The 24,062-nt window shown below is 51.7% G+C and carries 16 protein-coding genes; 5 read left to right on the forward strand and 11 right to left on the reverse strand.

Annotation, left to right across the window (positions count from 1 at the left end; all coding sequences use genetic code 11):
* Window positions 1-14: 14 nt before the first annotated feature.
* A complete protein-coding gene (locus tag HBA93_RS02150; protein ID WP_221722161.1) occupies window positions 15-1,646 on the forward strand; it encodes an alpha-D-glucose phosphate-specific phosphoglucomutase in 1,632 nt (543 codons plus the stop codon).
* A gap of 49 nt (window positions 1,647-1,695) precedes the next feature.
* Here HBA93_RS02150 and HBA93_RS02155 read toward each other — a convergent pair whose 3' ends face one another.
* Entirely contained in the window at window positions 1,696-2,865 is a 1,170-nt protein-coding gene (locus HBA93_RS02155; protein ID WP_221722162.1) for an Mrp/NBP35 family ATP-binding protein, read from the reverse strand.
* 302 nt (window positions 2,866-3,167) lie between these two features.
* On the opposite strand from HBA93_RS02155, the gene HBA93_RS02160 reads away from it, so the two are divergent.
* From HBA93_RS02160 to HBA93_RS02175, 4 genes are all read left to right on the forward strand, one after another.
* A complete protein-coding gene (locus HBA93_RS02160; RefSeq protein WP_221722163.1) occupies window positions 3,168-3,548 on the forward strand; it encodes a hypothetical protein in 381 nt (126 codons plus the stop codon).
* Window positions 3,549-3,668: 120 nt separating this feature from the next.
* Window positions 3,669-4,670, forward strand: a complete 1,002-nt coding sequence (locus HBA93_RS02165; protein WP_221722164.1) for a DUF1775 domain-containing protein — start codon at window positions 3,669-3,671, stop codon at window positions 4,668-4,670.
* 559 nt (window positions 4,671-5,229) lie between these two features.
* Window positions 5,230-5,736: a hypothetical protein gene (locus tag HBA93_RS02170; protein ID WP_221722165.1), complete on the forward strand. Its 507-nt coding sequence runs from the start codon at window positions 5,230-5,232 to the stop codon at window positions 5,734-5,736.
* Between the two features lie 103 nt (window positions 5,737-5,839).
* Window positions 5,840-6,034 carry a hypothetical protein gene (locus HBA93_RS02175; protein WP_121992035.1) on the forward strand — a complete coding sequence of 65 codons (195 nt, stop codon included), beginning with the start codon at window positions 5,840-5,842 and terminating at the stop codon, window positions 6,032-6,034.
* A gap of 82 nt (window positions 6,035-6,116) precedes the next feature.
* Here HBA93_RS02175 and HBA93_RS02180 read toward each other — a convergent pair whose 3' ends face one another.
* The 10 genes from HBA93_RS02180 to HBA93_RS02225 form a co-directional block, all read right to left on the reverse strand.
* The gene (locus HBA93_RS02180) at window positions 6,117-6,830 is read right to left on the reverse strand and encodes a L,D-transpeptidase (protein ID WP_221722166.1); all 714 of its coding nucleotides are present in this window, start codon (window positions 6,828-6,830) and stop codon (window positions 6,117-6,119) included.
* Between the two features lie 192 nt (window positions 6,831-7,022).
* The gene (locus HBA93_RS02185; protein ID WP_502910005.1) at window positions 7,023-11,792 is read right to left on the reverse strand and encodes a translocation/assembly module TamB domain-containing protein; all 4,770 of its coding nucleotides are present in this window, start codon (window positions 11,790-11,792) and stop codon (window positions 7,023-7,025) included.
* Window positions 11,789-13,684 (reverse strand): autotransporter assembly complex protein TamA, encoded by a 1,896-nt coding sequence (locus HBA93_RS02190; protein WP_221722167.1) that lies wholly within the window; start codon window positions 13,682-13,684, stop codon window positions 11,789-11,791. The genes HBA93_RS02185 and HBA93_RS02190 overlap by 4 nt, the downstream gene beginning before the upstream one ends.
* A 562-nt stretch (window positions 13,685-14,246) precedes the next feature.
* The gene (locus tag HBA93_RS02195; protein ID WP_221722168.1) at window positions 14,247-14,780 is read right to left on the reverse strand and encodes an SH3 domain-containing protein; all 534 of its coding nucleotides are present in this window, start codon (window positions 14,778-14,780) and stop codon (window positions 14,247-14,249) included.
* Between the two features lie 211 nt (window positions 14,781-14,991).
* The gene (gene cyoD, locus HBA93_RS02200) at window positions 14,992-15,345 is read right to left on the reverse strand and encodes a cytochrome o ubiquinol oxidase subunit IV (RefSeq protein ID WP_022710229.1); all 354 of its coding nucleotides are present in this window, start codon (window positions 15,343-15,345) and stop codon (window positions 14,992-14,994) included.
* Window positions 15,342-15,968, reverse strand: coding sequence for a cytochrome o ubiquinol oxidase subunit III (gene cyoC / locus HBA93_RS02205; protein WP_121992039.1), 627 nt, complete (start codon window positions 15,966-15,968; stop codon window positions 15,342-15,344). Before cyoC ends, cyoD begins: the two co-directional genes overlap by 4 nt.
* Entirely contained in the window at window positions 15,965-17,950 is a 1,986-nt protein-coding gene (cyoB, locus tag HBA93_RS02210) for a cytochrome o ubiquinol oxidase subunit I (RefSeq protein ID WP_121992040.1), read from the reverse strand. Before cyoB ends, cyoC begins: the two co-directional genes overlap by 4 nt.
* Window positions 17,951-18,028: 78 nt before the next feature.
* Window positions 18,029-18,973 carry a ubiquinol oxidase subunit II gene (gene cyoA, locus HBA93_RS02215; RefSeq protein ID WP_122093309.1) on the reverse strand — a complete coding sequence of 315 codons (945 nt, stop codon included), beginning with the start codon at window positions 18,971-18,973 and terminating at the stop codon, window positions 18,029-18,031.
* Window positions 18,974-19,788: 815 nt separating this feature from the next.
* On the reverse strand, window positions 19,789-20,007 hold the full coding sequence (locus HBA93_RS02220) for a hypothetical protein (RefSeq protein WP_121992042.1): 219 nt from the start codon (window positions 20,005-20,007) through the stop codon (window positions 19,789-19,791).
* A 281-nt stretch (window positions 20,008-20,288) separates the two neighbouring features.
* On the reverse strand, window positions 20,289-23,573 hold the full coding sequence (locus tag HBA93_RS02225) for a DNA translocase FtsK (protein ID WP_286201695.1): 3,285 nt from the start codon (window positions 23,571-23,573) through the stop codon (window positions 20,289-20,291).
* Window positions 23,574-24,062: the final 489 nt, after the last annotated feature.

The raw sequence follows: 24,062 nt of genomic DNA on the forward strand, positions 1-24,062 counted from the left end.
GACAAAACCAGATCATGACTTTTAAAACCATCAGCACCACAGCTTTTACAGATCAGAAACCAGGCACTTCGGGCTTGCGCAAAAAAGTGACTGTCTTTGCTCAGGAGCATTATGCGGAGAATTTTATCCAGTCGATCTTTGACAGTCTGGAAGATTTTCAAGGCAAGACACTCGTCCTTGGCGGTGACGGACGTTATCTCAACCGCAAGGTTATCCAGAGCACCATCAAAATTGCTGCGGCAAATGGTTTTGGCCGCATTCTGGTCGGCCTTGGCGGCATTACCTCGACGCCTGCGGCTTCCAATCTTATCCGCAAGAATAAAGCCTTTGGCGGTATTATTCTCTCGGCCAGCCATAATGCCGGCGGACCGCAGGGTGATTTCGGCATCAAATTCAATATCAGCAATGGCGGCCCTGCTCCGGAAAAACTGACCGAAGCGATGTTCGCCAACTCCAAAACCATCACAGCCTATAAGATTGCCGATTGCGCCGATATCAACATTGATACGCTCGGCTCGCATCAAATCGGCGATACGGTAGTGGAAATCATTGATCCGGTGAAAGATTACGCCGCCTTGATGGAAAGCCTGTTTGACTTTCAGGCGATCCGCGCTCTGCTGCAATCCGGTTTCACCATGCGTTTTGACGCCATGCATGCCGTGACCGGCCCTTATGCCAAAGAGATTTTTGAAAACCGGCTCGGCGCAAAAGCAGGCAGCGTTTTCAATGCTGTGCCGTTAGAGGATTTCGGCGGTCATCATCCTGATCCCAATATTGTTTATGCCCATGAGCTTTATGAAGAGCTGATGTCGGCCAATGCGCCGGATTTCGGTGCAGCATCAGATGGTGACGGCGACCGCAATCTGATTATCGGCAAGGGCATGTATATTGCCCCGTCGGATTCTCTGGCAGTTCTCGCCGCTAACGCGCATCTGGCTCCGGCCTATAGCAAAGGCATTGCCGGTATTGCCCGCTCCATGCCGACCAGTTGTGCCGCAGACCGCGTGGCTGAAAAACTGAAGATCGGCATGCATGAAACACCGACCGGCTGGAAGTTCTTCGGCAATCTGCTGGATACCGGTCTTGTCACTATTTGCGGTGAAGAAAGTGCCGGAACCGGCTCTGACCACGTGCGTGAAAAAGACGGGTTGTGGGCTGTGCTGCTATGGCTGAATATTCTGGCAGTGCGCAAACAATCTGTCGCCGAAATTATGCATGAACACTGGCAGACCTATGGCCGCAATTATTATTCACGCCACGATTACGAAGAAGTGGCCTCGGATGGTGCCAATGCACTGATGGATGCCTTGCGCACCAAATTGCCTGATCTTAAAGGCAAGACCGTGCAGGGTATAGTTGTGGAAGCAGCCGATGATTTTGCCTATCATGATCCGGTTGATCATTCAGTGAGCAAACATCAGGGTATCCGCATTCTCTTTGCCGGCGGTTCCCGTCTTGTGGTGCGTCTGTCCGGCACCGGTACCGCCGGTGCAACCATCCGCATCTATCTGGAACGCTATGAAGCTGACAGCAGCAAGCATGATCTGGAAACCCAGACTGCCCTGACCCCGCTGATTGCAGCCGCTGCGGAACTCACAGAGATCACGCATTATACCGGCCGCGAAAAACCAAGCGTTATTACCTGATCCAACAAAAAAGGCCTGCATTGCAGGCCTTTTTCAATTTCATCGTCTGTTATTCAAAAACGATCTTCGGTGCCGCGCGGGATGAACCGCCACTCACCTGCGCCCAGACTTTTTCGGCAATCTCACGATAAATTTGCGCATGCGGGCTGTCCGGTTCTTTCACCGTAATCGGCATGCCGGCATCAGATAATTCACGGATCTGCATATCCAACGGCACAGCACCAAGGAAAGGCACCTTCAACCGCTCCGCCTCGCGCTGCGCACCGCCATGACCGAAAATATCATAACGCTTGCCGGTGTCCGGTGCGATGAAATAGCTCATATTCTCAACAATGCCCAGCAGCGGCACATTAACTTTGGCAAACATGTTCAGCCCTTTGCGGGCATCAATCAGCGCCAGATCCTGCGGCGTGGAAACAATCACTGCGCCCGCCAGCGGCACCTGCTGCGCCATGGTCAGCTGTGCATCGCCGGTGCCCGGAGGCATATCGACAACCATCACATCGAGATTGCCCCATTCCACTTCACGCATCATCTGATTGAGCGCCGACATCACCATCGGGCCGCGCCAGATCATCGGGGTTTCTTCTTCCACCAGAAAGCCCATCGACATGACTTTGAGGCCGTAATTGCTCATCGGCTTCATGATGCGGCCATTGACCGTTTCCGGCCGGCCGGAAATACCGAGCAGACGCGGCATTGACGGCCCGTAAATATCGGCATCAAGAATACCGACTTTGAGCCCCAGCGCCTGAAGCCCAAGCGCAATATTAACCGATGTCGTGGACTTACCGACACCGCCTTTGCCGGAAGCCACGGCGATAATCTTACCGACACCCGGAATACCCGGTTTTGCCTGCGGCTGCGGCGCGGCATGAGCATGTGCAGCCGGACGCGCCTGAGATGCAGCTTGCGGAGCAGGCTGAGGGCGGCTTGGCGGAGGAGCATCATCGCTGGTGCGGCCGCCTTTGCGTTCGGCGGTGAGCGTGACCAGCGCACCGGCAACACCCGGAATCTCTTTCACCAGTTTTTCCGCCCGCAGACGCAACGGCTCCATGGCCTGTGCACGATCGGAAGGAACGGTAATGGAGAAAAACACTTTATTATCAGCGATAAAAATATCGGACACCAGCCCGAGGCTGACAATATCACCTTCGAAATCCGGTCCTGTAACCTGTTTCAGCTGAGCCAGCACCACATCTTTGGTGACCTGTGACATGCCTCATACCCCGTCGAATAATCTGTTCACCACTACCGGCACAGTATTTTATCCTGCGACCGGCATTTCATGCATCATCGTTAAATGATTTTGCGCTTGAGAGAAAGTTATCTTCAGCCCTTTCCGCGCAAACCTCTGTGACATCGTGAGGCAGAGGGAGATCCGGCATCATTATTGGACAGGAAAGCCCTTTCTTTCCGCAAGGTACCGCGTTAAAAAGCGGAAAGCGCAGTTATTTATAGTTCAGGGTGATGGTTCAGACGCACAAAAACAAACAGGTTTTAATACGCATCCTATGCGTATTGGCGCTTGTTTTGCTGTCTTTCGCCCACAGACCGGTGGATGTCAGCGCCCCTCTACTGCAAATGACCACCAATAGCGGCACCTCAGCTGAACCGGTCTTCATCCGTTATGAAACAATGCCAGATGGCAGTATTGTCTCCATCTGCGTTTCCGAAAACAGCGCCGCATCTGACCGCCATCATAACAATCATAATATGATGGTTGATTGTGAGGCCTGCCGTATCTCGGCAGCTTTTGCACTGGCCACTCCGCCTGCAACCGGTGGTCCGGTTGTTGCCAAAGACACAGGCAACAGCGTCAGACGCACAGCCAAAGTTCTGCCCCGCTCCCGACTTTATCCGCCCGCCGCCCCGCCGCAGGCGCCACCTTTCCTTGCCTGAGAACAGGTCTGCGCATTTACACGATGCCGCAGGAAATATCAGTCACGCGCTTTAAGCGCTTTCATGCTTTCTGCCTGCAATTTGCAGTCAAACAAGCGGATATTCGCAAGGAATAAATTTATGAAAACGATTTTCACACCACTCTGTGTCGCCAGTCTTCTTCTCGGCACTGCAGGTCTGGCACAGGCACATGTTTCACTTGAAACAGCGCAGGCTAATGCAGACAGCGGCTATAAAGCCGTCCTCAAAATTCCGCATGGCTGTGATGGTGCTGCTACCACACAGATCAATGTCAAAATTCCGGAAGGTTTCATTGCCGCCCAGCCGCAGATGAAAGCCGGATGGGACATTGAAACTGTTAAATCCGACTACCAGCACAGCTACAAAGTGCACGGTAAAGACGTGAAAAACGGTGTGACCGAAGTGATCTGGAAAGGCGGCAAACTGCCGGCTGATTTCTATGATGAGTTCGCAATTGTCGGCAAACTCGCCGGCTTCGGCAAGGATACGACATTGTCGTTCCCGACCGTACAAACCTGTGAAAACGGTAAAACCGAAAACTGGACGGATATCGCAGCAGAAGGTCAGAACCCGCATGACCTGAAAAACCCTGCACCGCAATTGCTCGTTGCCGCCGCCACAAAACAGGCAAGCCATGACGGCCACGGCGCTCATGGTGGCGACAGCGCCGAGGTGGTGACGGCCGGCGATCTGCAACTTTCCGAAGCCCATAGCATCGCGACAATTCCGAATGCCCGCGTGGCAGGCGGCTACATTGTCATTACCAACAAGGGCAAAGAAGATGATCGCCTGATCGGCGGCACCACAGATGCAGCCGGAAAAGTCGAAATTCATGAAATGTCGATGAAAGACAATGTCATGAAAATGCGCAAACTGAGCGAGCCTCTGATTATTCCTGCCGGTCAGACTGTGAAATTGGCGCCAACCGGTTTCCACATCATGTTTATGGATCTGGCCAAACCGTTCAAAGAAGGTGAAACAATCAATGTTGAGCTGGAATTTGAAAAAGCCGGAAAGGTTAATTTACCGTTTCACGTGAATCCGTCCAAGGGTTCTGCCGGTAATGCTGGCGGCAAGGCCAATGACCATAGCCATCACTAATTCCTGCTTCTCCGGGGCGGCATCGGTTCGGAGATAAAACACAAAACCGGAGCGCCGGTAATATCGGTGCTCCGCATTATGATTCTGGAACCGCTCCCTTTTACCCATCCTGTTTACAGGGTTTTGCATGAGGCGGGACGTCGCAGAGCTTAAAAATCCGGCCGGAATGTCATGCAATCCGGCCAGATGCGACAATCACGCAAAACATATACGGATTCATATAGATAGCGTTGCGTTTTAGAATAAAAACATGAGTAAAATACTCTGGAATTATTCTAAGCTATTGAAATAAGAACGCTTTTCTAAATAAATCCTGAAAATTGGGTTTGACAACCGGACGTTTTCACCGGCATATTCCCGCTGTCAGAGCTTTCAGAAGGCTACTTCCGGCTCGTGGCAATAAATTCAACCTTTGATGTTTGGGCCTTGAACCCGCTCTATTGGAGGACCTCATGTTTGGTCAGGCACTTTACCGCCCAAGGGCGGTTCTATCGTCGCGCCCGCAGCCGCGACGCATATTCATCGCTCTCTCACGTCCGTTACAGATCGGATGCAGACCATGAATATGCAGGTCAGAAATCTCTTTGAAACATCCAGTCATTATTTCGAGCGTCAGGCTGAAAAACTGGTGCTTGAAGGCTATCGCCATTGGACATCCGGCTTTGAAACCGGATCAGTTATTCCGTGGGAAATGGCCTGGACAATTTATACTCAGGAACTCGGCCTCGATAAAGCCAAGCTCGCGCTGGCCGAACTCTCCCATTTCATCCGCACCCTGCATTTTTGTGCAGCTTGTCAGCTCAAGGCCTTTCCTTATGGTTCGATGCATATCTGCCGTGAAGAATGTCTGCTGATGGGGCTGATCTCGGCCTTGCAAAACGGTGACGATACGACCCGTGATGCCTGTCTGGATGCTCTGGTGACCGGCAGCCGTATAGCGGAAGTTAAAAAAGCCGCACAGGACTATGCCCAAACCATGGCAGAGCTGGATCAGGTGCTGCTTCCTATTCCTCATTACGCCGTTGCCTGTGTTTTATCACCGGCAGGGCACAAAACTTTTCACTGATATGAAGAGCTGAAACGGCTTTCATAACTTTACCATGATTTTAGCCCAGTGACTGCGAGCGAAGCGCTCCGGATCCGCGGGCAAAACCGACAGGACGAATATAATGAATGCAAAAACTGAAAAGCGCTTGGGCATTATGGCAGCGCTCCTGCTGACTGCAGCAATATTTGTGGCGCCTAATCCGATCCAGCAACAGCAGAAATTCCATTTTCTCAGCATGACTGAGGAAGCCGTCAAAGATGTACCTGCACTGATTGTTGTTGCCCAGAACACTCTGACTGGCAAAATTATCCGCTGAACGTGACCGAATGTACCACTGTCCTCCCAAGACAGCAAAAAGCCGCGCTTTTAGCGCGGCTTTTATTTTCTAATAGTTTTAATCAAGCCTGTACAACAATCGGCGCTTTGCCCTGCACACGATTATAAAGATCAATAATATCCTGATTCATCAGACGTACGCAGCCTGAAGACATAGCCTGCCCGATCGACCACCATTCCGGATTTCCGTGAATACGATAACCGGTATCTACGCCGTCACGGAAAATATAAAGTGCGCGTGCGCCCAGCGGATTGGCTGGTCCAGGTTCCTGACCGTTACGGTATTTTTCCAGCTCCGGCTGGCGCTTGATCATTTCCGGTGGTGGTGTCCAGCGCGGCCATTGCTTCTTATATTGCACATTGGCACGGCCTGACCACTCAAAGCCTGCACGTCCGACGCCGATACCATAACGCATGGCCTCGCCGCCCTGCAGAACCAGATACAAATATCGCTCATTCAGGCGTACAACAATGGTGCCCGGTGCCTCACCTGTCGGATCCGGCACGATCTGGCGGCGGAATTGTTTCGGCACTTTCTCATAAGGAATAGCAGGCAGAGAATAACCGTTCTCATGAACCGCCGCATACATCACCTCATTACTGGTGACACCTTTATCAACGCTGATCTGCGGGCGCATCACACTGCCGGTCGAAGACATATCAATATCCGGCTGAAAAGCCGACATATCCAGCGACTGGGTACAGCCGACCAGACCCAAGGCACCGGCGCCGGTCAGAAAAATGCGACGGTTCAGTTTTTCACCCTGCTTTGCCATGATAAATCCGTATCTTCAAAACCTTTTCAGAGGACGGATTGTGCGCCCGCATGGTTGAAAAATCATTAAACCCGCCAGATCTTCATTTACCATAAACAAGCGCCACACATTAAAAGCGCAATTAAAAGCAAAAAACCGGCACAAATTTGCGCCGGTTTTTCAATTGTCACAGTATCCGGCCTGCCTGCCGGATCAATAATCTTTTTCGTAGAACACACCCATACCGGAATCACCATTACTGCCGACAGAACCTTTGGCCTTGAGATTCCGTGTAATGTCCAGATTGATGGTTCCCTTTGTACCGTCAACACCACTGGCTTCCACACCGAGATAAATATTATCGCGGATATAGCTGCCTGCACGAACCGCTGCATTGCCCTTGCTGTCAGTGACAACATCAAGATCATCCAGCCCTACGCCCTGACGCAGTGCACCCAGCAAATTAGCGTTTTTACCGCCGGCAAGTTCAGCTGCAGCAGCGGCAAGCTGTGCAATCTGGAAGGCAGACAGTTCCGAAATTGAGCGTTTGAAGATCAGGCGCGCCAGAACTTCATCCTGCGGTAATTCCGGCTCGGAAGAGAATTTGATATCCGGATTATCCACCGTGCCCTGCACCGTTACCAGCACTGTGATATCACCGCCGTCACTGCGTGCAACGAAATAGAGCTGCGGATTCATATCCCCGACCAAGGTCACGCGACCTTCATCAAAGGTTACACGCTGGGTCAGAATATCCAGACGACCGCGCAACAGTTCAAAACCGCCGACCGGACGCACATTGGTTACAGGGCCAGTCAGACGTACGGCGCCGCCCAGTTCTGTATCCAGACCGCGACCACGCACGAAAATCTGGTTCGGCGCAATCACACGTACATCCAGCTGCGGCACAGTCGGACGGGATGTCGGCACCGGTGCGGAACCCTTGGCACGGGTTTCCACCTTGGCACGCTGCAGCGTCATCAGCACAGATGCCGGTGTATTAGCATGGCGCACATCAATATTGGCACCGCCGCCGCCAAGGCTTTCCGGTACGGTAATTTCCGCCCGTTCAATCTCTATCTTACCGGCAATCAGCGGATCACGCATCAACGGGCCGGTAATGGTCAGACCGCCATTAATGGTCGCAACCACCATGGAACCATCCGCATAACGTGCCTTATCGAAGTTGATACGCAAATCAGCAGGGAAATTCTGCGCGGCATTGATGGAAACCGTACCATCCGCATTAATTGAACCACCGGTAGACAAAGCTGCGCTTGCATTGCGCAAACGGATTGTCTGACCTTCCATGCTGCCATTAATGGTAATATTATTGAGGCGGATGTTGGTTTCCGGATCAACCATCTGCGCGCCGCTTGTCGAGAACATGCCGCGAATTTGCGGATTGTCGAAACCGCCGCTGACATTGGCGGTCAAAGCCAGTGTACCGGTTGCCTGTGCACCGCGATCCGACAGAAAACGATTGGCAAGCGCCAGCGGAATCTGCCCTGTCACATCAATACCCAAACCGCTGCCAGCCAAAGGCACGCGTCCCTGCGCGGTCACGCTGAGATTTTGCGGCCCGTCAACAGACAGCGAGCTGATATTGACGGTCTTATCACCATAGCGACCGGCAGCTTTCAAATTCAAAGGCGCAAGCCCGTTTTCGGCCAGCGGTTTGGCACTCAGTGAGCGTCCGTTCAGATTGAACTCGGCGGCAGGATTTGTCAGAGCTCCGGTGACTTTTGCAGTGCCGGTAACATTACCGCCCAGATTCTGATCCTTCACCACGCCATTGAGCAGAGCCAGCGGCAGATTGGCCAGCTCGACATTCACATCCAGCGCACCGGCAGATTTATCCGTGCCCAGCGGCACAAAACCATTCACACGGGTATCAAGACCGTTACCGCCGGTAATCCGGCTGTCGACTTTCAGACGGTTCTGACCCGACGTACCTTTAGCTGTCGCATTCAATGCGCCGATACCCAGTTCACGCGTCTGACGGGCAATCACATCACGCGCATTGATGTCAAAACTGACATCAGGCTGGTTACGCGAACCGGTAACCTTGGCCTGACCATTGATCAGACCGCCAAGCCCCAAATCCGGCTGAATGCTGTTTGCCACGTTCAGCGGCAGATTATCCAGTTTCACATCCAGATTGAAATGATCAGCCAAAGCACCATTGAGGCTCAGACGACCTTCTCCCACCTGCATGATGATATTGTTAAAGGTAACATCGCTGCCTTTCAGCGCCAGAGATGCCGGTTGTGCCAGTCTGGTCAGCATTGTACCCTGACGCAGCTCCGCATCTGCAAGCGACAGCAACAAACCACCGTCCTGCGGTTCCAATGCGCCGTTGACTTGAACTTTAGTGCCAATTTTCAGATCTGTTGCGGCCTGAAAAACCGTTTTACTGCCTTCAGACTGAGCCGTTGCATCAACCGTATTGATTTCAAATGTACCGGCGCGGATGGACTGTGCTTTCACAGTGCCGTCAACAACAGGAACATTAAACAGGTCGGCAAGCGTCGCATTAATATCCGCCTGCCCGATAACATTACCTTCAACATTCAGATTACGGATATCTGCTTTGACCGCAGCATTCTGGCGGTCATTTTCATAAGACAGATCAATATCTGCATTGATGCTACCGGTTGCCTTGGCAAGAAACAGAGCGGCTGCAGTTGAGATATCAGGCGCATCCACCTTCAGGCGACCGGCGAGCAGGTTTTTGTCCGCAATATTCAGATCACCGCTGACGCGCGTGCCGCCAGCAACAAAACTCAGATCACTCAGGCGTTTGCCTTGCTCATCCAGCGCAATTTTACCGGCAAGATCGAGTTTTTCACCGCTTAAGAAGCCACTGCCGCTGAAACCACCGCTCAAGGACGGGGCAAGCTTCGGATCAGAACCGTCCAGCACGGCATTAAAATCGAGCAGACCGTCATTCAGTTTGCGTCCTTCCAGTGAACCGGAAGGCACAGAGGCACGGGCTGCCAGAGCAATCCGGTTTTCTGTTCCGCGTGCACTGGCTTTCAATGACAGCGGTCCTGATGCCTTGTCAGACAGATCGGCAATATCACCAATATCAACACCCAGATCGAAATCGGCATCCTTACTGGAAAATGAGCCGTTAGCCGTGATTGCATTTGCATCATTACCGATGCGGAAACCACGAGCGGAAAAACCATTTTCAGAACGTGCCAGACCACCGCTCAAAGTGGAGCGGCCATTGATAATACGGTCAGCAATATCCTCACCGGTTTTGATATTCTCTGCTGTGCCATCCAGTGTTAGGTCGAATCCGCCGGTAAGAAGCGCAACTGTGCCGGTTGCTTTCAGATCAAGACTGCCGGCAAGCGAGCGGTCTGCCAGAGCCGAAAACGGCATGAGGCTGTTTGCTTGCAAAACAATATCACCGGTATAGATAAATTTATCGATTGCACCTTTTAAGGCAGCGCTCAGACCATTGCCGGTGAGCTGCAATTTTTCAAGCTGCACAGGAGAGCCGGCACGCCATTGCCCCGACACGGCCAGATCAAAACGGTCGCCCAGCGCCTGAGCAACCTCAGGCTGCTTGGCATTAATTCCTGTTACATTCCCTGTAATATTGAAACCGACATGACGGTTTTGTGCGTCCTGCAGATTTTCTGCCGCACCGCCCATATCAAGCACGGTCTGCTGTGCGGAGAAATCACCAGCCTGCAGACCTTCAACCAACAGCCTGCCTGTCCAGTCCGCAGACTGGCGATTGCCGTAATCCAGTGTCAGACGTGCAGAAGCCAGGGAAGTCTGACCACCGCTGACCGGCAAAAGCACACGGCCTTTTTCCTGATCAGCAATCAGTGCGTCCACATTCAGACGTGTAAGAAAGCCGTCATTGGCAGTTTCGGCCTTAGCCTGAACCTGCAGAGCGGCATTGGAAAGATTGAAATTGTCCAGACGGAAACCGCCGCCATCCTTGATAAGGCCATTGGCCGCAAGACTTGAAGTTGCGCCAAAGAAATCACGGAATTTTTCCGGAATGAGAGCAGCAATCGGACCTTTGACATCCGCATTAAACACGCGGCCGGTAACCGTGCCGTCCGCATTGCGGTTCAGGGTCAGAAGTCCTGTCAAAATACGCTGGCTGTCCGCATCAAGCGTCAGGTCAACTTTCAGATCATCAAGCTTGCCTGCACCTGTCAGTGCCAGTTCAACAGGCGGCTTGCCTGCGATATTCAGGAGATTGGCGGCAATACCATTGGCAGGTTCGGAAAGACGCATATCCAGATCAAGTTTCTGATCGGCATTCGCGTAATTCGCCTTCAGCTTCATCGTGCCACCCGGGCCATCCAGACGCTGCATGTCGAACAGCGATTCCAGAGAACCGTCCTGAAGGGTCAGATTGCCTTTCAGCGCCACTTCCGATGCCAGACCAAAGACCGGCTGGCCAAATTTCAGACGCTCAATATTCAATTCACCCAGCAAAACCGCCAGCGGCAGTTCCGGCAAAGCAAAGCCACCGGCTTCCGGTGAAGGCAGTCCCTCATCCGGCAAAGGTGTGCGGATAAATTCAACTTCCTTGGCCGAGAGTGTATCCACGCTCAAACGGCCGCGCAGAAGTGCCAGACGACTCCAGACCAGCTGGGCATCTTTAATGCGCAGCCAGATGCCTTCGCGGTCAGCAACCGTGATAGCGCCGACTTTTGCCTCGGACGACAAAACGCCTTCAATACCGGTAATACTGATCTTGCGGTTCGGCCCCGACAGTTTCTCTTCAACAAAAGACAGGAAATAGGATTTTTCTTCTTCAGCTTGCCTGTCGGAAACAGGATTGTCCGCCTGCGCCGTCTGCGTGCCTGAACCCGCAGGATTGCTCTGGCCGGTGGCAGGCGTCGTTACGCTGTCCGCCCCCTGAGGCAGCAGCGATGCCCCGATATAAATACCGAGCGGCAGAATGATAAAGAAAGTGGCTACGAAAGCGAGAAAACGGTTCAAAACGCCTGTCCTATGCCGACATAGAATGCAAAACTTGAGTCACCTGCCTTGCGGTTAAGCGGCACAGCAACATCGAAACGGATCGGTCCGAGGCTGGTATCATAACGCAAGCCCGCACCTGCCCCCAAACGCAGATTCTCCGCAAAATCAGGGTAGGATTCCTCCCCGACATATCCTCCGTCTACAAATCCGACCACACCGATACTATCGGTAACTTTTGTGCGAACTTCACCGGACATTTCCATCAGCGAACGTCCGCCGATCACCACATCGCCCGGTTTATTCACCCCGATACTACGATAAGCATAACCGCGGACAGAACCGCCGCCACCGGCAAAGAAGACTTTATCCGGCGGCAAATCGCTCATATCCGCACCGACAATCGACCCGACTTTAACACGACCAGCCAGTACAACGCGGTTATCCTCACCAAAGCCGTAATAGCCACGGCCTTCTGCGGTAAATTTGGTCGAGAAACTGCCATTTTTGAGCTCGTAAAACGGCTCAACCACGCCTTCGGCATAATAACCGGATGTGGCATTGGTCTTGTTATCGCGCTTATCCAGCAGAATACCGCCCAGCATCCCCACGGTGAAGAACTGGCGTTTGCCGTAATAATCATCCTCAAACTGCGCACGCGACACATTGGCGAACAAACGTCCGCTCAGATCTTCATTGAAGATATGTGTAAAACCTGCCTGTCCGCTGACCGATGTCTCGGTATAATTATCCAGAACCTCACGCTTACCGGTCAGAGACGAAACAAAATCCGTATCCGGTGTGAACACGCCCGGTTTGGTGAAGGATGTGCCCAGCACATAGGTAAAGTTCTTCGGATCATAGGAATTATCCTGCGAACCGCCAATACCGCTGACCTTGGCATCAAAGCGCAGACGCTCGGCTTTACCGAACAGATTGCGATGCATCCAGAAGGCTTCCACCCCTGCACCGTCCAGTGTGGAATAACTCGCACCAAGACCAAAGCGGCGTGGTTTACGCTCCTGCACGATCAGATCCATCGGCAGAATACCGTCGCGGTTGATTTCCTGTGCTTCCTGAATAGATGTTGAGCGGAAAACATCCAGCCGCGCCAGGCGACGGCGTGCACGCTCAATATCATCCGGATCATATTGCTGACCCGGCTTCAGATCCGTCATATAGGCAACGAATTCCGGATCCATGCGGGCTGTACCCTGCACTTTGACAGGACCATAATGAGCAACGCGGCCCGGCTCCAGTGTGATATCCGCATTCAGTACATTGCCTTCATGATCGGCAACAATATCCTCACGCACAACTTTCGCCTTGGCATAACCCTGCTGGCGCCATGCCTCAACAGCAAGGCGTTCTGCCTTCAGAATTGTACCGGATTTGGCAATTTCGCCGCTTTTGAAACCGGCTTTTTCAGGCGACTGCACCTGATCGCGGCGATCATCTGCCGGTGGCGCAAGTTCATTAATACTGGCGCGGGCAAACAGAAATTGCGGACCCGGATCAACATTGATGACAATTTTCGATGTATCCGGCAATTGTGCATCCGGCGGCAGGTTCGCAGCTTCGCGACCATCAACCAGAATACTGATCGTGCCGCCATAACGGCCTTCACCATAAAGCGCCATCAGAATACGACGGTAATCACCGCGTGCTTTGGCCAGCAGCCCGCCGGATCCGGAAGCCGCTTTTTCTTCATCCGCCACAAGCCGTGAAGCGCCTTTAACCAGATCTTCCACATCGGCTGCAGTGCCGTCTTTATTGGTGCGGGTGCCGCCGGAAGTGACTTCAACGCTGTAGCGTTTCGGTTCGGCAATGACATCATCGGCTTCTTCAGCCTTGTCCTTGCCCCAGAGTTTAATGCCAAAGAGCTCAAAAGCATGCGCAGGCGTTGCCGCCATAACCGGCAGCAGCGCAGTGAACAGCAGGAGGGTGCTGACTTTACGGATTGGAGCTCTCCTTAATTTATTACCTGCATATCATCCCATTCAACGGGGTCAATATGCATATTCCACGGCATAGCCCGCTCCACCCATCGTGCGATGCCTAACAATCAAACCAGCGGAGAGTATAATCCAAAAGCTTACACTGCTTTTTTAAAATTTATGCTTAACAAAACATTAATTTGTATTTTCCTTTACCTAAAGAAAAACTTAAATTGTGGCTTTCAATCAAATATGAATTTTGAATATTTAATCTTAAGAAAGAAATTCAAACGAAAAGCACAAGGGCGTCACGACTTAAAACATTGAAAAGATTTATTTTTTTAAGACACAAAATCACACCTCGCTAAAAGCAGACCAGAAACATAGTTTCGGAACCCGTTTGTCACGCGGATCGCACCATGCTCAAAGAAAAAGCGCATTGGTTAAAATATAGTCCCCCTTCCTCTGAAAAGCCCTGTAACGGAATCATGTTTTTCCATCACAGGGAATCGCCTGCCGGAATCTGCCTTATACGATTTTAGCGGCGCCATCCTCCCCGCGGAAAATGCACAGGCCCCACACCCCATCGGGGATTCCAGCCCTGCCTCCCGAAAGGACGAGGGTTAAAGCGTGGCCCATATGGCCGGTAACCCGGTCGGTACCACGGCCGGTAATAAGGCGGATGCCAACCTGTGTAATAAGGTTGATAATACGGAGCATAAAAAGGATCACTATAAAAACCCGACCCGATATTCAGCCCGAAAGTGACTTGCGGCTGTGTATTATAGACCGGCGCAGCACTATAGCCCTGATAGGTTTGGGATAAATAACGGCCGCTTATCCAGCCAATCCCCCAGCTGCTTCTGATCTGACACCAGCTGCCGCGGCAGATATCAATATGCACCGCTGCACCACGTGGCAAAGCTGCAATCCGTGCATATTGTGTGCCCGGTCCCTGCCGTAAATTAACCACGCCGGAAACAGAAGCGACCTGTGCCTGTACAATACCGGCTCCGGCCAGCAACATTAGTCCTGAAATTATTGAAACAATATTCAAATGCACAATCTTCATAGAAATCACCAAATTAAAATTGAAGAAATTTAGCTGAATGCAATTTTAAATTACGCATTCTGAGAAGATCAAAATTATAAAAAAATAATGACTGTAATTTGAGACAGTTTACCCGTGCATCTCAATATAAAATGCATAAAAAACGGCGCTGCTTTCGCAACGCCGTTCATTTTTAATCCGGTGAGCGAGGCAGGCCCGCTCATCTTGCTCCTTATGGCAGCGCGCGCGCGGCCTCAGGGCTGACTTCCATCATATTGATAGCCAAATGGTTCATGATCCACAGCGAGCCGATCAGAACAATCGCCAAAATCAGCACCGTGAAAAGCAGAGCCAGCAATGTCCAGCCGCCCTCGGATTTGGAATCCATGTGCAGGAAGTAAACCAGATGAACAATCATCTGCACCGCACCGAAAACCATAATAATGGCAACGGTTGTGGTGGTGTCAAAATACTGGCCCATCACCACGCCGAAAGGAACGGCTGTGAGGATGACGGCCAGAATGAAACCGATGATATAATTCTTGGTTTCGCTGGCTGATGCTTCAGTTTTATGCGCGGAACTCATGCCTGAACTCCCATCAGATAAACAATCGAGAATACACCGATCCAGACAACATCAAGGAAGTGCCAGAACAGGCTGAGGCACATCAGACGGGTCTGGTTGGCTTCTGTCAGACCGGAACGCAGAACCTGCGCGACCAGAACCAGAATCCAGATCAGACCGAACAGAATATGCAGACCATGTGTACCGACCAGTACAAAGAAAGCCGACAGGAATGCGGAACGGCCAGGACCGGCACCGATTTCGATCAGGTGATGGAATTCATAGATTTCCATCGCCAGAAAGGTTGCGCCGAGCAGGAAGGTCGCAGCAAGCCAGCCGAGCATCACAGATTGTTTTTTCTGCGACATGGCAATCATTGCGAGACCATAGGTCAGGCTGGAAAACAGCAGCAACGCTGTTTCAACGGCCACGAATTCCAGATCGAACAGTTCCCAGCCGGTTGGTCCCCCCGCGTAAGAACGCGAGAGAACAGCAAAAGTGGCAAACAGACCCGAGAAGATGACACAGTCACTCATCAGGTAGATCCAGAAACCAATCAGCGTGGTGCCGCGGGAATCGTGGTGCTCGTGATCGTCGTCATGCCCGTGGGCGTGATCGTTAGCGTGCGTTACAGCGGCACTCATGGCTTAACTCCCAAAGACTGCAGCTTGAGCGTATGCTCATCTTCGATGCGCTGCACTTCTTCCGCAGTGACATAGTAGTCGCGGTTATTGTTGAAGGAATGGATGATGCTGATCGCGATAATGGCCAGAGTAGCGGCAATCGCCAGCCACCAGATATGCCATACACCAGCGAAACCAAGCGCGATACAAATCATACCGATAATAAAGCCGGTACCGGTATTACGCGGCATATGGATCGGCTTGAACTTGTCGGTTTTACGCTTCACGCCACGCTTCTTCATATCCCAGTAAGCATCAACGTCCTGAACACGCGGTGTTTCGGAGAAGTTGTAGAACGGAGCAGGAGAAGCCAAAGACCATTCGAGTGTACGGCCGTTTTCCCACGGATCACCGGTGTGGTCACGCAGAGCCTCACGGTTGCGGATCGATACCAGCACCTGAATAACCTGACAGACAATACCAACCAGAATAATCGCTGCACCGATAGCGGCAATAATTAGATAGATCTGCCATGCAGGATTTTCTGTATGGTTCACACGACGGGTCATACCCATGAAGCCGAGAATATAGAGCGGCATAAAGGCCAGAATAAAGCCGGTCAGCCAGCACCAGAAAGCGCGCTTGCCCCATGTTTCGTCAAGACGGAAGCCGAATGCTTTCGGGAACCAGTAGATGAAACCGGCAAAGCAACCAAACAGAACGCCCGAGATGATCACGTTATGGAAATGCGCGATCAGGAACACGGAGTTGTGCAATACGAAGTCCGCAGGCGGAATTGCAAGCATAACACCGGTCATACCACCGACAACAAAGGTACACATGAAGCCGACAGTCCACAGAACCGGCGTATCCATACGCACGCGGCCTTTATACATTGTGAACAGCCAGTTGAAGACCTTCGCACCTGTCGGGATCGAAATAATCATCGTTGCCACGCCGAAGAAGGCGTTAACGGAAGCACCGCCACCCATGGTGAAGAAGTGGTGTGCCCAGACGAGGAAGGCCAGAACAGTAATTGCAACAGTCGCATAGACCATTGAGGTGTAACCGAACAGACGTTTGGCCGAGAAAGTTGCGATAACTTCCGAGAACACACCAAAGCAAGGCAGAACCAGAATATAAACTTCCGGATGACCCCAGATCCAGATGAGGTTGATATACATCATCGGGTTGCCGCCGAAATCATTGGTGAAGAAATGCATACCAAGATAACGGTCAAGCTGCAGGAGCGACAGGGTTACGGTCAGGATCGGGAAAGCTGCAACGATCAGAATATTCGAGCAGAGAGCAGTCCATGTGAAAACCGGAACCTGCATCATTGTCATGCCGGGAGCGCGCATTTTGATGATGGTTGCGATCAGGTTCACACCGGAGAGCAATGTACCCATACCGGAAATCTGCAAAGCCCAGAGGTAATAATCAACACCGACGCCAGGGCTGTATTCCAGACCTGACAGCGGCGGATAAGCCAGCCAGCCTGTACGGGCAAATTCACCAACGCCGAGCGAGATGTTTACCAGAATAGCACCGGCAACGGTCAGCCAGAAGCTCAGGGAGTTCAGGTAAGGGAAAGCAACGTCGCGGGCACCGATCTGCAGCGGAACTGCAAAGTTCATCAGGCCAACGATAAACGGCATCGCCACGAAGAAGATCATGATCACGCCGTGAGCCGTGAAGATCTGGTCATAGTGGTGCGGAGGCAGGAAGCCTTCATTGGCGCCGGAGGCCATGGCCTGCTGGGCGCGCATCATCACGGCATCGGAGAAGCCGCGGAACAGCATCACCAGCGCCAGAATGATATACATGATACCAACGCGCTTATGATCGACAGTGGTAAGCCAGTCTCTCCACAAAATGCCCCATTTACCAAAATAGGTAATGGCGGCAAGCAGAGACAAACCACCGAGACCGACTGCGGCCAAAGTGACCATCACAATCGGTTCGTGAAATGGAATATCCGCTAGGGTAAGTTTTCCGAACATTTCTCTACACTTTTAATGGCAAGACCACTGGTCACAGAACAGCCAATGGTCTGCCTGCCTAAAATCACGAAAGCCTTGTCAGTTCGACGCAGGTTCCGCAGGCGATTCTTTCTTCACAGAGGATGTGATGAATGGCGAAAGTTTCTGTACACTGCCGCCGCCATGGCTGACACACGGGGTCTTGCCATCCACACAGCGTCCGATAACAGCACTGAACAGGCCAGGTTCCGTTGAGGCATAATGCGTAACCGGATGCTTCTCTGTAGGCTGATCCAGCTCGATATAGCCGGCACGGTTCAGCGCTTTGTCAGAGGTGCGAACTTCAGAAACCCATTTTTCAAAGTCAGCTTCGTTTCTCACATGAGTTGTGAAACGCATCTGCGCAAAACCGTCACCGCTATAGTTGGCGGAGATACCTTCATAAGCACCGATTTCATTGCCGATGAGATGCAGTTTGGTCTGCATGCCAGGCATTGCATAAACCTGACCGCCCAGCGCCGGAATGAAGAAGGAGTTCATAGTGTGGCCGGAAGTGATGCGGAAGTTCAGCGGACGATCAACCGGTACGACCAGTTCATTCACCGAGGCAATCCCCTGCTCCGGATAGATGAACAGCCATTTCCAGTTCATAGCCACAACTTCAACCTGAACCGGCTTTGCCGCATGTTCCAGCGGGCGGTACGGATCCAGCTCATGGGTTTTAACCCAGGTCACATAGCCAAGAATGAGAATGACGATGCACGGAATAATCCAGACAGCAGCTTCAATCTTGTTTGAGTGATGCCAGTCCGGCAGATATTCATTATCCTTGTTAGCGCGATATTTATTCGCGAAATACAAGGTCGCAATAATGACCGGCACAACAATCAGCGACATGATAACTGTCGCGAAAACAATCAGGTCGCGTTCCTTAATGCCGACTTCGCCTTTAGGAAACAGCACAACCTGCTGACACCCTGCCAGTATAGCAGTCAGCATCAGAACCGCACCGATACCTGCCGACCGGAATAATCTGTGTTTCATTTAATTTTTCCGTCTTGAATGCGCCCGGGACAGGCCACATATCAACATTCACCAAGATACTTCAGGCTTCTAAACGAGCTCAAAAACATCTTAACTGCTTTGAAATGCTGTATTATTTCTTATCTGATATTATTTCAGACTAAGAAGAACATACAGTAGTTTCGGTAAATTCTGAAATTCATAAACAAAAAAGCGCCGTATTTCAACACCGGCGCCCATACGCACATATTTCAGAAAACCCGGCCGGAGCAATTTTATCTGTCAAACAAGATAAAAGCTGCTCCCATCAGGCCGGAATATTCAATGTCTGAAGCCACAATTGACGGGCATATCAGACCGATTCACTCCGGCATCCAGAACTTTTGCGGCTTCTATAAGCAGGAAAGCATCTAACAGCAAGATGAATCTCGGTCACGTTTCCGCGTCCGGAGCAAAAAACAATCCGGCTGAGCGTTTCTAATTTTGATTAAATCGGAGGAAATGTCCTCACCTTTGCCTTTACACATATCTAATCCGAAAAAGCTTCACACTTTTCGGGATGCGTTTTAGGTCTCAGCACAGAAAATGAAACAGAGAGATCAGGAAACAGTGGTTAAAGTACCGGAGAAAGATCTCAAGAAATGAAAAAGGCCTGGATGTCCCGACCTTCCATGAAACGCCTCAACCAGTGCCAGTACATCCGTGGTCAAAAGTCAGGCGAATTTCTTAAACTTTATTTATGTATAGATCCCGATTATTTCAAGAGCATGACAGATTTACGGTATCTTTGTGTCACATACCCCACCTTTTAGCATCAATACAGCCTGATAACAGCATTATGCTACGGCACGGTCCTGATACAATCCCTGTTCTCTTTCCTCTTCCTGCGCAATAAAGGCATAAACCTCATCCATACATTGCTGCAGCATATCGAGATCAACAGGCCCCATGCGGCTGAGATAAATATCCATCTCTGAAGCAGGCACACCACGCTTAATCATTTCGACAATCGCCTGTACGACTATGGTTTTCTGATCAAATCTGTAGCGCTGCATACCCCACCTCACGCATTTCAGGGTTCTCCTCCCCTTTATGCACCAATATGGTTAATATGATGTGAATATTGCACAGTTAATCACAGCAAGTAACTGTCATTTTTTAAAAACACCCCTGAAAAAAGATATTTTCTTGCAATAAAAATGGCCAGAATTACATTATAAAAATATAACTTACATGTATCTAATAACTTAAAAACAAAAACTGCCCGCCAATATATTTTATGGCGGGCAGTATTAAAATTTACTTTTACCAGAAAACAGCAGTTCAGCTTAACGGATTACATACCGTCATTTTGCCCGATGATTTCGCGCTTGCCGACATGATTGGCTGCACCGACAAGACCTTCCTGCTCCATGCGTTCCACCAGAGATGCAGCACGGTTGTAACCGATCGACAAACGGCGCTGGATATAGGATGTCGAGCATTTCTTATCCCGCAGCACCACTTTGACAGCCTTTTCATAAAGATCATCGCCGTCATCGGATGCCATATCGCTCTTGTCAAAGACCGCACTGTCATCTTCAACCGTATCCGCATCTTCTTCATCAGCGGTCACGGTTGCCAGATAGTCAGGGCGTCCCTGTTCTTTCAGGTGATTGACGACCTTTTCGACCTCCTCATCCGATACGAACGGACCATGGACGCGGACGATGCGGCCGCCACCAGCCATATGCAGCATATCACCCTGACCTAGCAGTTGCTCAGCACCCTGCTCACCGAGAATAGTGCGGCTGTCGATCTTCGACGTGACCTGGAAGGAAATACGGGTCGGGAAGTTCGCCTTGATCGTACCGGTGATCACATCAACAGAAGGTCGCTGTGTTGCCATGATCAGGTGAATACCGGCCGCACGCGCCATCTGCGCCAGACGCTGGATCGCACCTTCGATTTCCTTACCGGCAACCATCATCAGGTCGGCCATTTCATCGACGATAACGACGATGTAAGGCATTGGCGTCAGATCCATTTCCTGTTCTTCATACAGGATTTCACCGGTCGCCTTGTCAAAGCCTGCCTGAACGGTACAGGTTACAGTCTCACCTTTTTCACGCGCTGCGGCTGCACGGGCATTGTAGCCGTCAATATTACGCACACCGAGACGCGACATTTTGCGGTAGCGCTCTTCCATTTCGCGCACGGTCCATTTCAGCGCCACGACGGCCTTCTTCGGATCGGTAACGACAGGGGTGAGCAGATGCGGAATACCGTCATAGATCGACAGTTCCAACATTTTCGGATCAATCATGATCAGGCGGCATTCTTCCGGCTTCAGACGGTAGAGCAGCGACAGGATCATGGTGTTAATGGCTACCGACTTACCGGAACCGGTGGTACCGGCAACCAGCAGATGCGGCATCTTCGCGAGTTCGGCAATCACCGGCTCACCGCCGATGGTTTTGCCAAGGCACAGTGCCAAGCGGCAATTGGTACGCTCAAAAGCAGGCGATTCAATCAGTTCGCGGAAATAAACTGTTTCACGGATCGAGTTCGGCAATTCAATACCGATCACATTGCGTCCCGGCACAACAGCGACACGGGCAGACAATGCCGACATCGAACGAGCGATATCATCGGCCAGACCAATCACGCGGGAGGATTTAACACCCGGTGCCGGTTCAAATTCATAGAGGGTGACCACAGGCCCCGGACGCACGTGGATAATCTCACCACGCACACCAAAATCTTCAAGAATGCTTTCCAAGAGACCAGCGCTGCGCTCCAGCATTTCCTGCGAGATAATCGCACCGTCTTTATAGACCGGCTCCTGCAACAAAGCGCGCGGCGGATATTCATAACTTTCACCGGACATCACAGTTCCGGTTTCAATCGCAGTTGGCGAGAAAATCGACAAGTTGATCGAGGCCGACGGATTGCGTGGCGCAGGGGCGGCTGCGAATGTTACCGGCGCAACAGTTTGTGCGACATGTGCTTCTTCCTGTTCTGCCACAGCTTCCTGCACCAGATCACAATCTTCCACTACAGTTTCAGCAATTGTTTCAGCAACTCTTTCAACCGGCATTTCTGCAAGCGGCTCGGCAGCAACAGCCACAGCTTCTTCTGCTGGTGGTACTGACACTGCATTCAGCGACGGCTGCATATTCAGTGCCTGTGTGGCAATTGAATAAACCGGCATCTGATAGCCGGACAGGCCAAAACTAAAGGATGGCAGGAACGGATTGCTGACAGTCAGTGCAGGCTCTGCAAGCTCAGTCACAGCTTCCGCAACCGGTGCCGGTGTTTCAGCTTCAATCTCAACTGCGGCTTCTGCAACAATCGCAGCTTGCGGCTCTGCCGAGGCAACGACTTCCGCTACAGTTTCAGCAATTTGTGCTTCTTCATGCGCCGGCCGCCATTCAACGGCGCGGAACATGCTCAGAATTGATTTTTCTTCTGCAACCGGTGCCGCCGCTTCCGCAACAGGCATCACGGCCACAGGTGCAAGTACAGGTGCGGACATTTCTGCCGGTTCTGTCACTGTCTCAACAACAACTTCCGCCGCGGGGGCAATTTCCGGCAATCCGGCAAATTCCCAGAAAGCAAAATCAGACAAATTGCTGAGCTGTAAACCGCCCTGCTCGGCTTCAGCAACCGGAGCAACAGGTTCAGCAAGCACAGGCTGCTGCGGCTCAGGCAAATGCGAAACCACAGCATTGACCACTTCAGCTTCCGGCACGATTGAGACCACCGGTGTCGGCACGATACCGGCCAGAGGTGCAGCAGCTTCCACATGCGGCGCAACCGGCACCACCGGCAGGCGCAAACGCGCAGCAACGATCATGCTTGAAGGTCCGCGCAAAACCGGCGCAGTGCGAACAGGCTGGGCAGCAACAGGAGCAGCGGCGACAGGCTGTATTACAGGCGCTGCAGCCACTTCTTTCTGCGCAGGGGCAGATGGCTGCACTTCTTCTTCCGCACCGAATTCTTCAATCAGCTTGGCACGTAACCGCTGCAATTCATTTTCAGGCGTGCGGGTAAAACGTACATTCTCGGCCAAAGCAAAAGCATTCTTCCAGACCTTTTCGCCGGAGCCGAATTGCTCACGTACAGACAAGCCCTGATAGGCCACATGCGGATTAGGCACGGTCATCGTCGGATTGGCCGGTTTCGGATGTACCGGAGCAGATACGGCCTGCGGCGCGGCAGGCACAGCTGCGCCTGCAGGCTCCTGTATCGCAGGCTGCGCGACTGCAGTCTGTTCTTCTGCCTTTGCGGATCTGTCCTGATCCATCCAATGCTTAACCGCAAAATTGTTGCTCATCTGCTTACTCCTAAGCGGGTATGACGGGGTAACGGGCACAGGGGCGGCAGTCGATGCTGCCGGTGTGACTTCTGTCACAACCGCCGGAGCATAGCTGAGAGGGGCAACGGAGATTATTTCCGCCACCTCTGATTCTGTAACGACATGTTCCGCTTGCGGCTGTGATACGGGTGCAGGAGCGCCAGAAGCAGATTGTTCCGGCCTCTGTATTTCCTGCGGCTGGGATACCGGTTCACGCATGTCAGCGGAAACCGCAAAGCGGTCAGTCGTTGCAATGGAGAAATTGGATCGGGGAATACGCATGGACCTGAAAAACCAAAAATACGCTACTGAGTTCTGTCCACAAAGTAATAAAAAATGAAGGTTAATAAGTTCCTTCCAAATCGCATTTGTGATCGGTGGAAAAAGATCAAATGCTGCCGAAACGCTTGCGTAAAAGGTTAAATTTATAAAATATTTTCAAATGGATAAAGGATGAGTAACGCAGAATTTCTCTGCGCAACAATATTTCTGCGCTGTCTCCGCATCCGCAAAGACGCAGCAGTCAGGCATTATGAGCCAGCCAGTATAATTTACAGCTCCTCACAGCGACCGATTATGGGAGAAAACACTGCGCGAAGACCATTTCCGGCTAAAAACAACTCTGTTTCCGGCTCAATCACAATGAATTGCTCAAATTTTCTCTCAAATCCCCGCACATCAAAACAATAATCCCTCTCGCAATCGCGGATCGGGTGGGCTAAGGAGACGCCAACCGGTCGGGCAACCGACTCTTTCCCGTGAAGAGCGCCC

The sequence above is a fragment of the Ochrobactrum sp. SFR4 genome, from assembly GCF_019730395.1.
Lineage (GTDB): Bacteria > Pseudomonadota > Alphaproteobacteria > Rhizobiales > Rhizobiaceae > Pseudochrobactrum.

What these genes read in the sequence shown, in the direction of transcription:
- HBA93_RS02150 (WP_221722161.1), top strand. Translation starts at nt 15, where the DNA reads ATGACTTTTAAAACCATCAGCACCACAGCTTTTACAGATCAGAAACCA.
- HBA93_RS02155 (WP_221722162.1), bottom strand. Translation starts at nt 2,865, where the DNA reads ATGTCACAGGTCACCAAAGATGTGGTGCTGGCTCAGCTGAAACAGGTT.
- HBA93_RS02165 (WP_221722164.1), top strand. Translation starts at nt 3,669, where the DNA reads ATGAAAACGATTTTCACACCACTCTGTGTCGCCAGTCTTCTTCTCGGC.
- HBA93_RS02170 (WP_221722165.1), top strand. Translation starts at nt 5,230, where the DNA reads ATGAATATGCAGGTCAGAAATCTCTTTGAAACATCCAGTCATTATTTC.
- HBA93_RS02175 (WP_121992035.1), top strand. Translation starts at nt 5,840, where the DNA reads ATGAATGCAAAAACTGAAAAGCGCTTGGGCATTATGGCAGCGCTCCTG.
- HBA93_RS02180 (WP_221722166.1), bottom strand. Translation starts at nt 6,830, where the DNA reads ATGGCAAAGCAGGGTGAAAAACTGAACCGTCGCATTTTTCTGACCGGC.
- HBA93_RS02190 (WP_221722167.1), bottom strand. Translation starts at nt 13,684, where the DNA reads ATGGCGGCAACGCCTGCGCATGCTTTTGAGCTCTTTGGCATTAAACTC.
- HBA93_RS02195 (WP_221722168.1), bottom strand. Translation starts at nt 14,780, where the DNA reads ATGAAGATTGTGCATTTGAATATTGTTTCAATAATTTCAGGACTAATG.
- cyoD (WP_022710229.1), bottom strand. Translation starts at nt 15,345, where the DNA reads ATGAGTTCCGCGCATAAAACTGAAGCATCAGCCAGCGAAACCAAGAAT.
- cyoC (WP_121992039.1), bottom strand. Translation starts at nt 15,968, where the DNA reads ATGAGTGCCGCTGTAACGCACGCTAACGATCACGCCCACGGGCATGAC.
- cyoB (WP_121992040.1), bottom strand. Translation starts at nt 17,950, where the DNA reads ATGTTCGGAAAACTTACCCTAGCGGATATTCCATTTCACGAACCGATT.
- cyoA (WP_122093309.1), bottom strand. Translation starts at nt 18,973, where the DNA reads ATGAAACACAGATTATTCCGGTCGGCAGGTATCGGTGCGGTTCTGATG.
- HBA93_RS02220 (WP_121992042.1), bottom strand. Translation starts at nt 20,007, where the DNA reads ATGCAGCGCTACAGATTTGATCAGAAAACCATAGTCGTACAGGCGATT.
- HBA93_RS02225 (WP_286201695.1), bottom strand. Translation starts at nt 23,573, where the DNA reads ATGCGTATTCCCCGATCCAATTTCTCCATTGCAACGACTGACCGCTTT.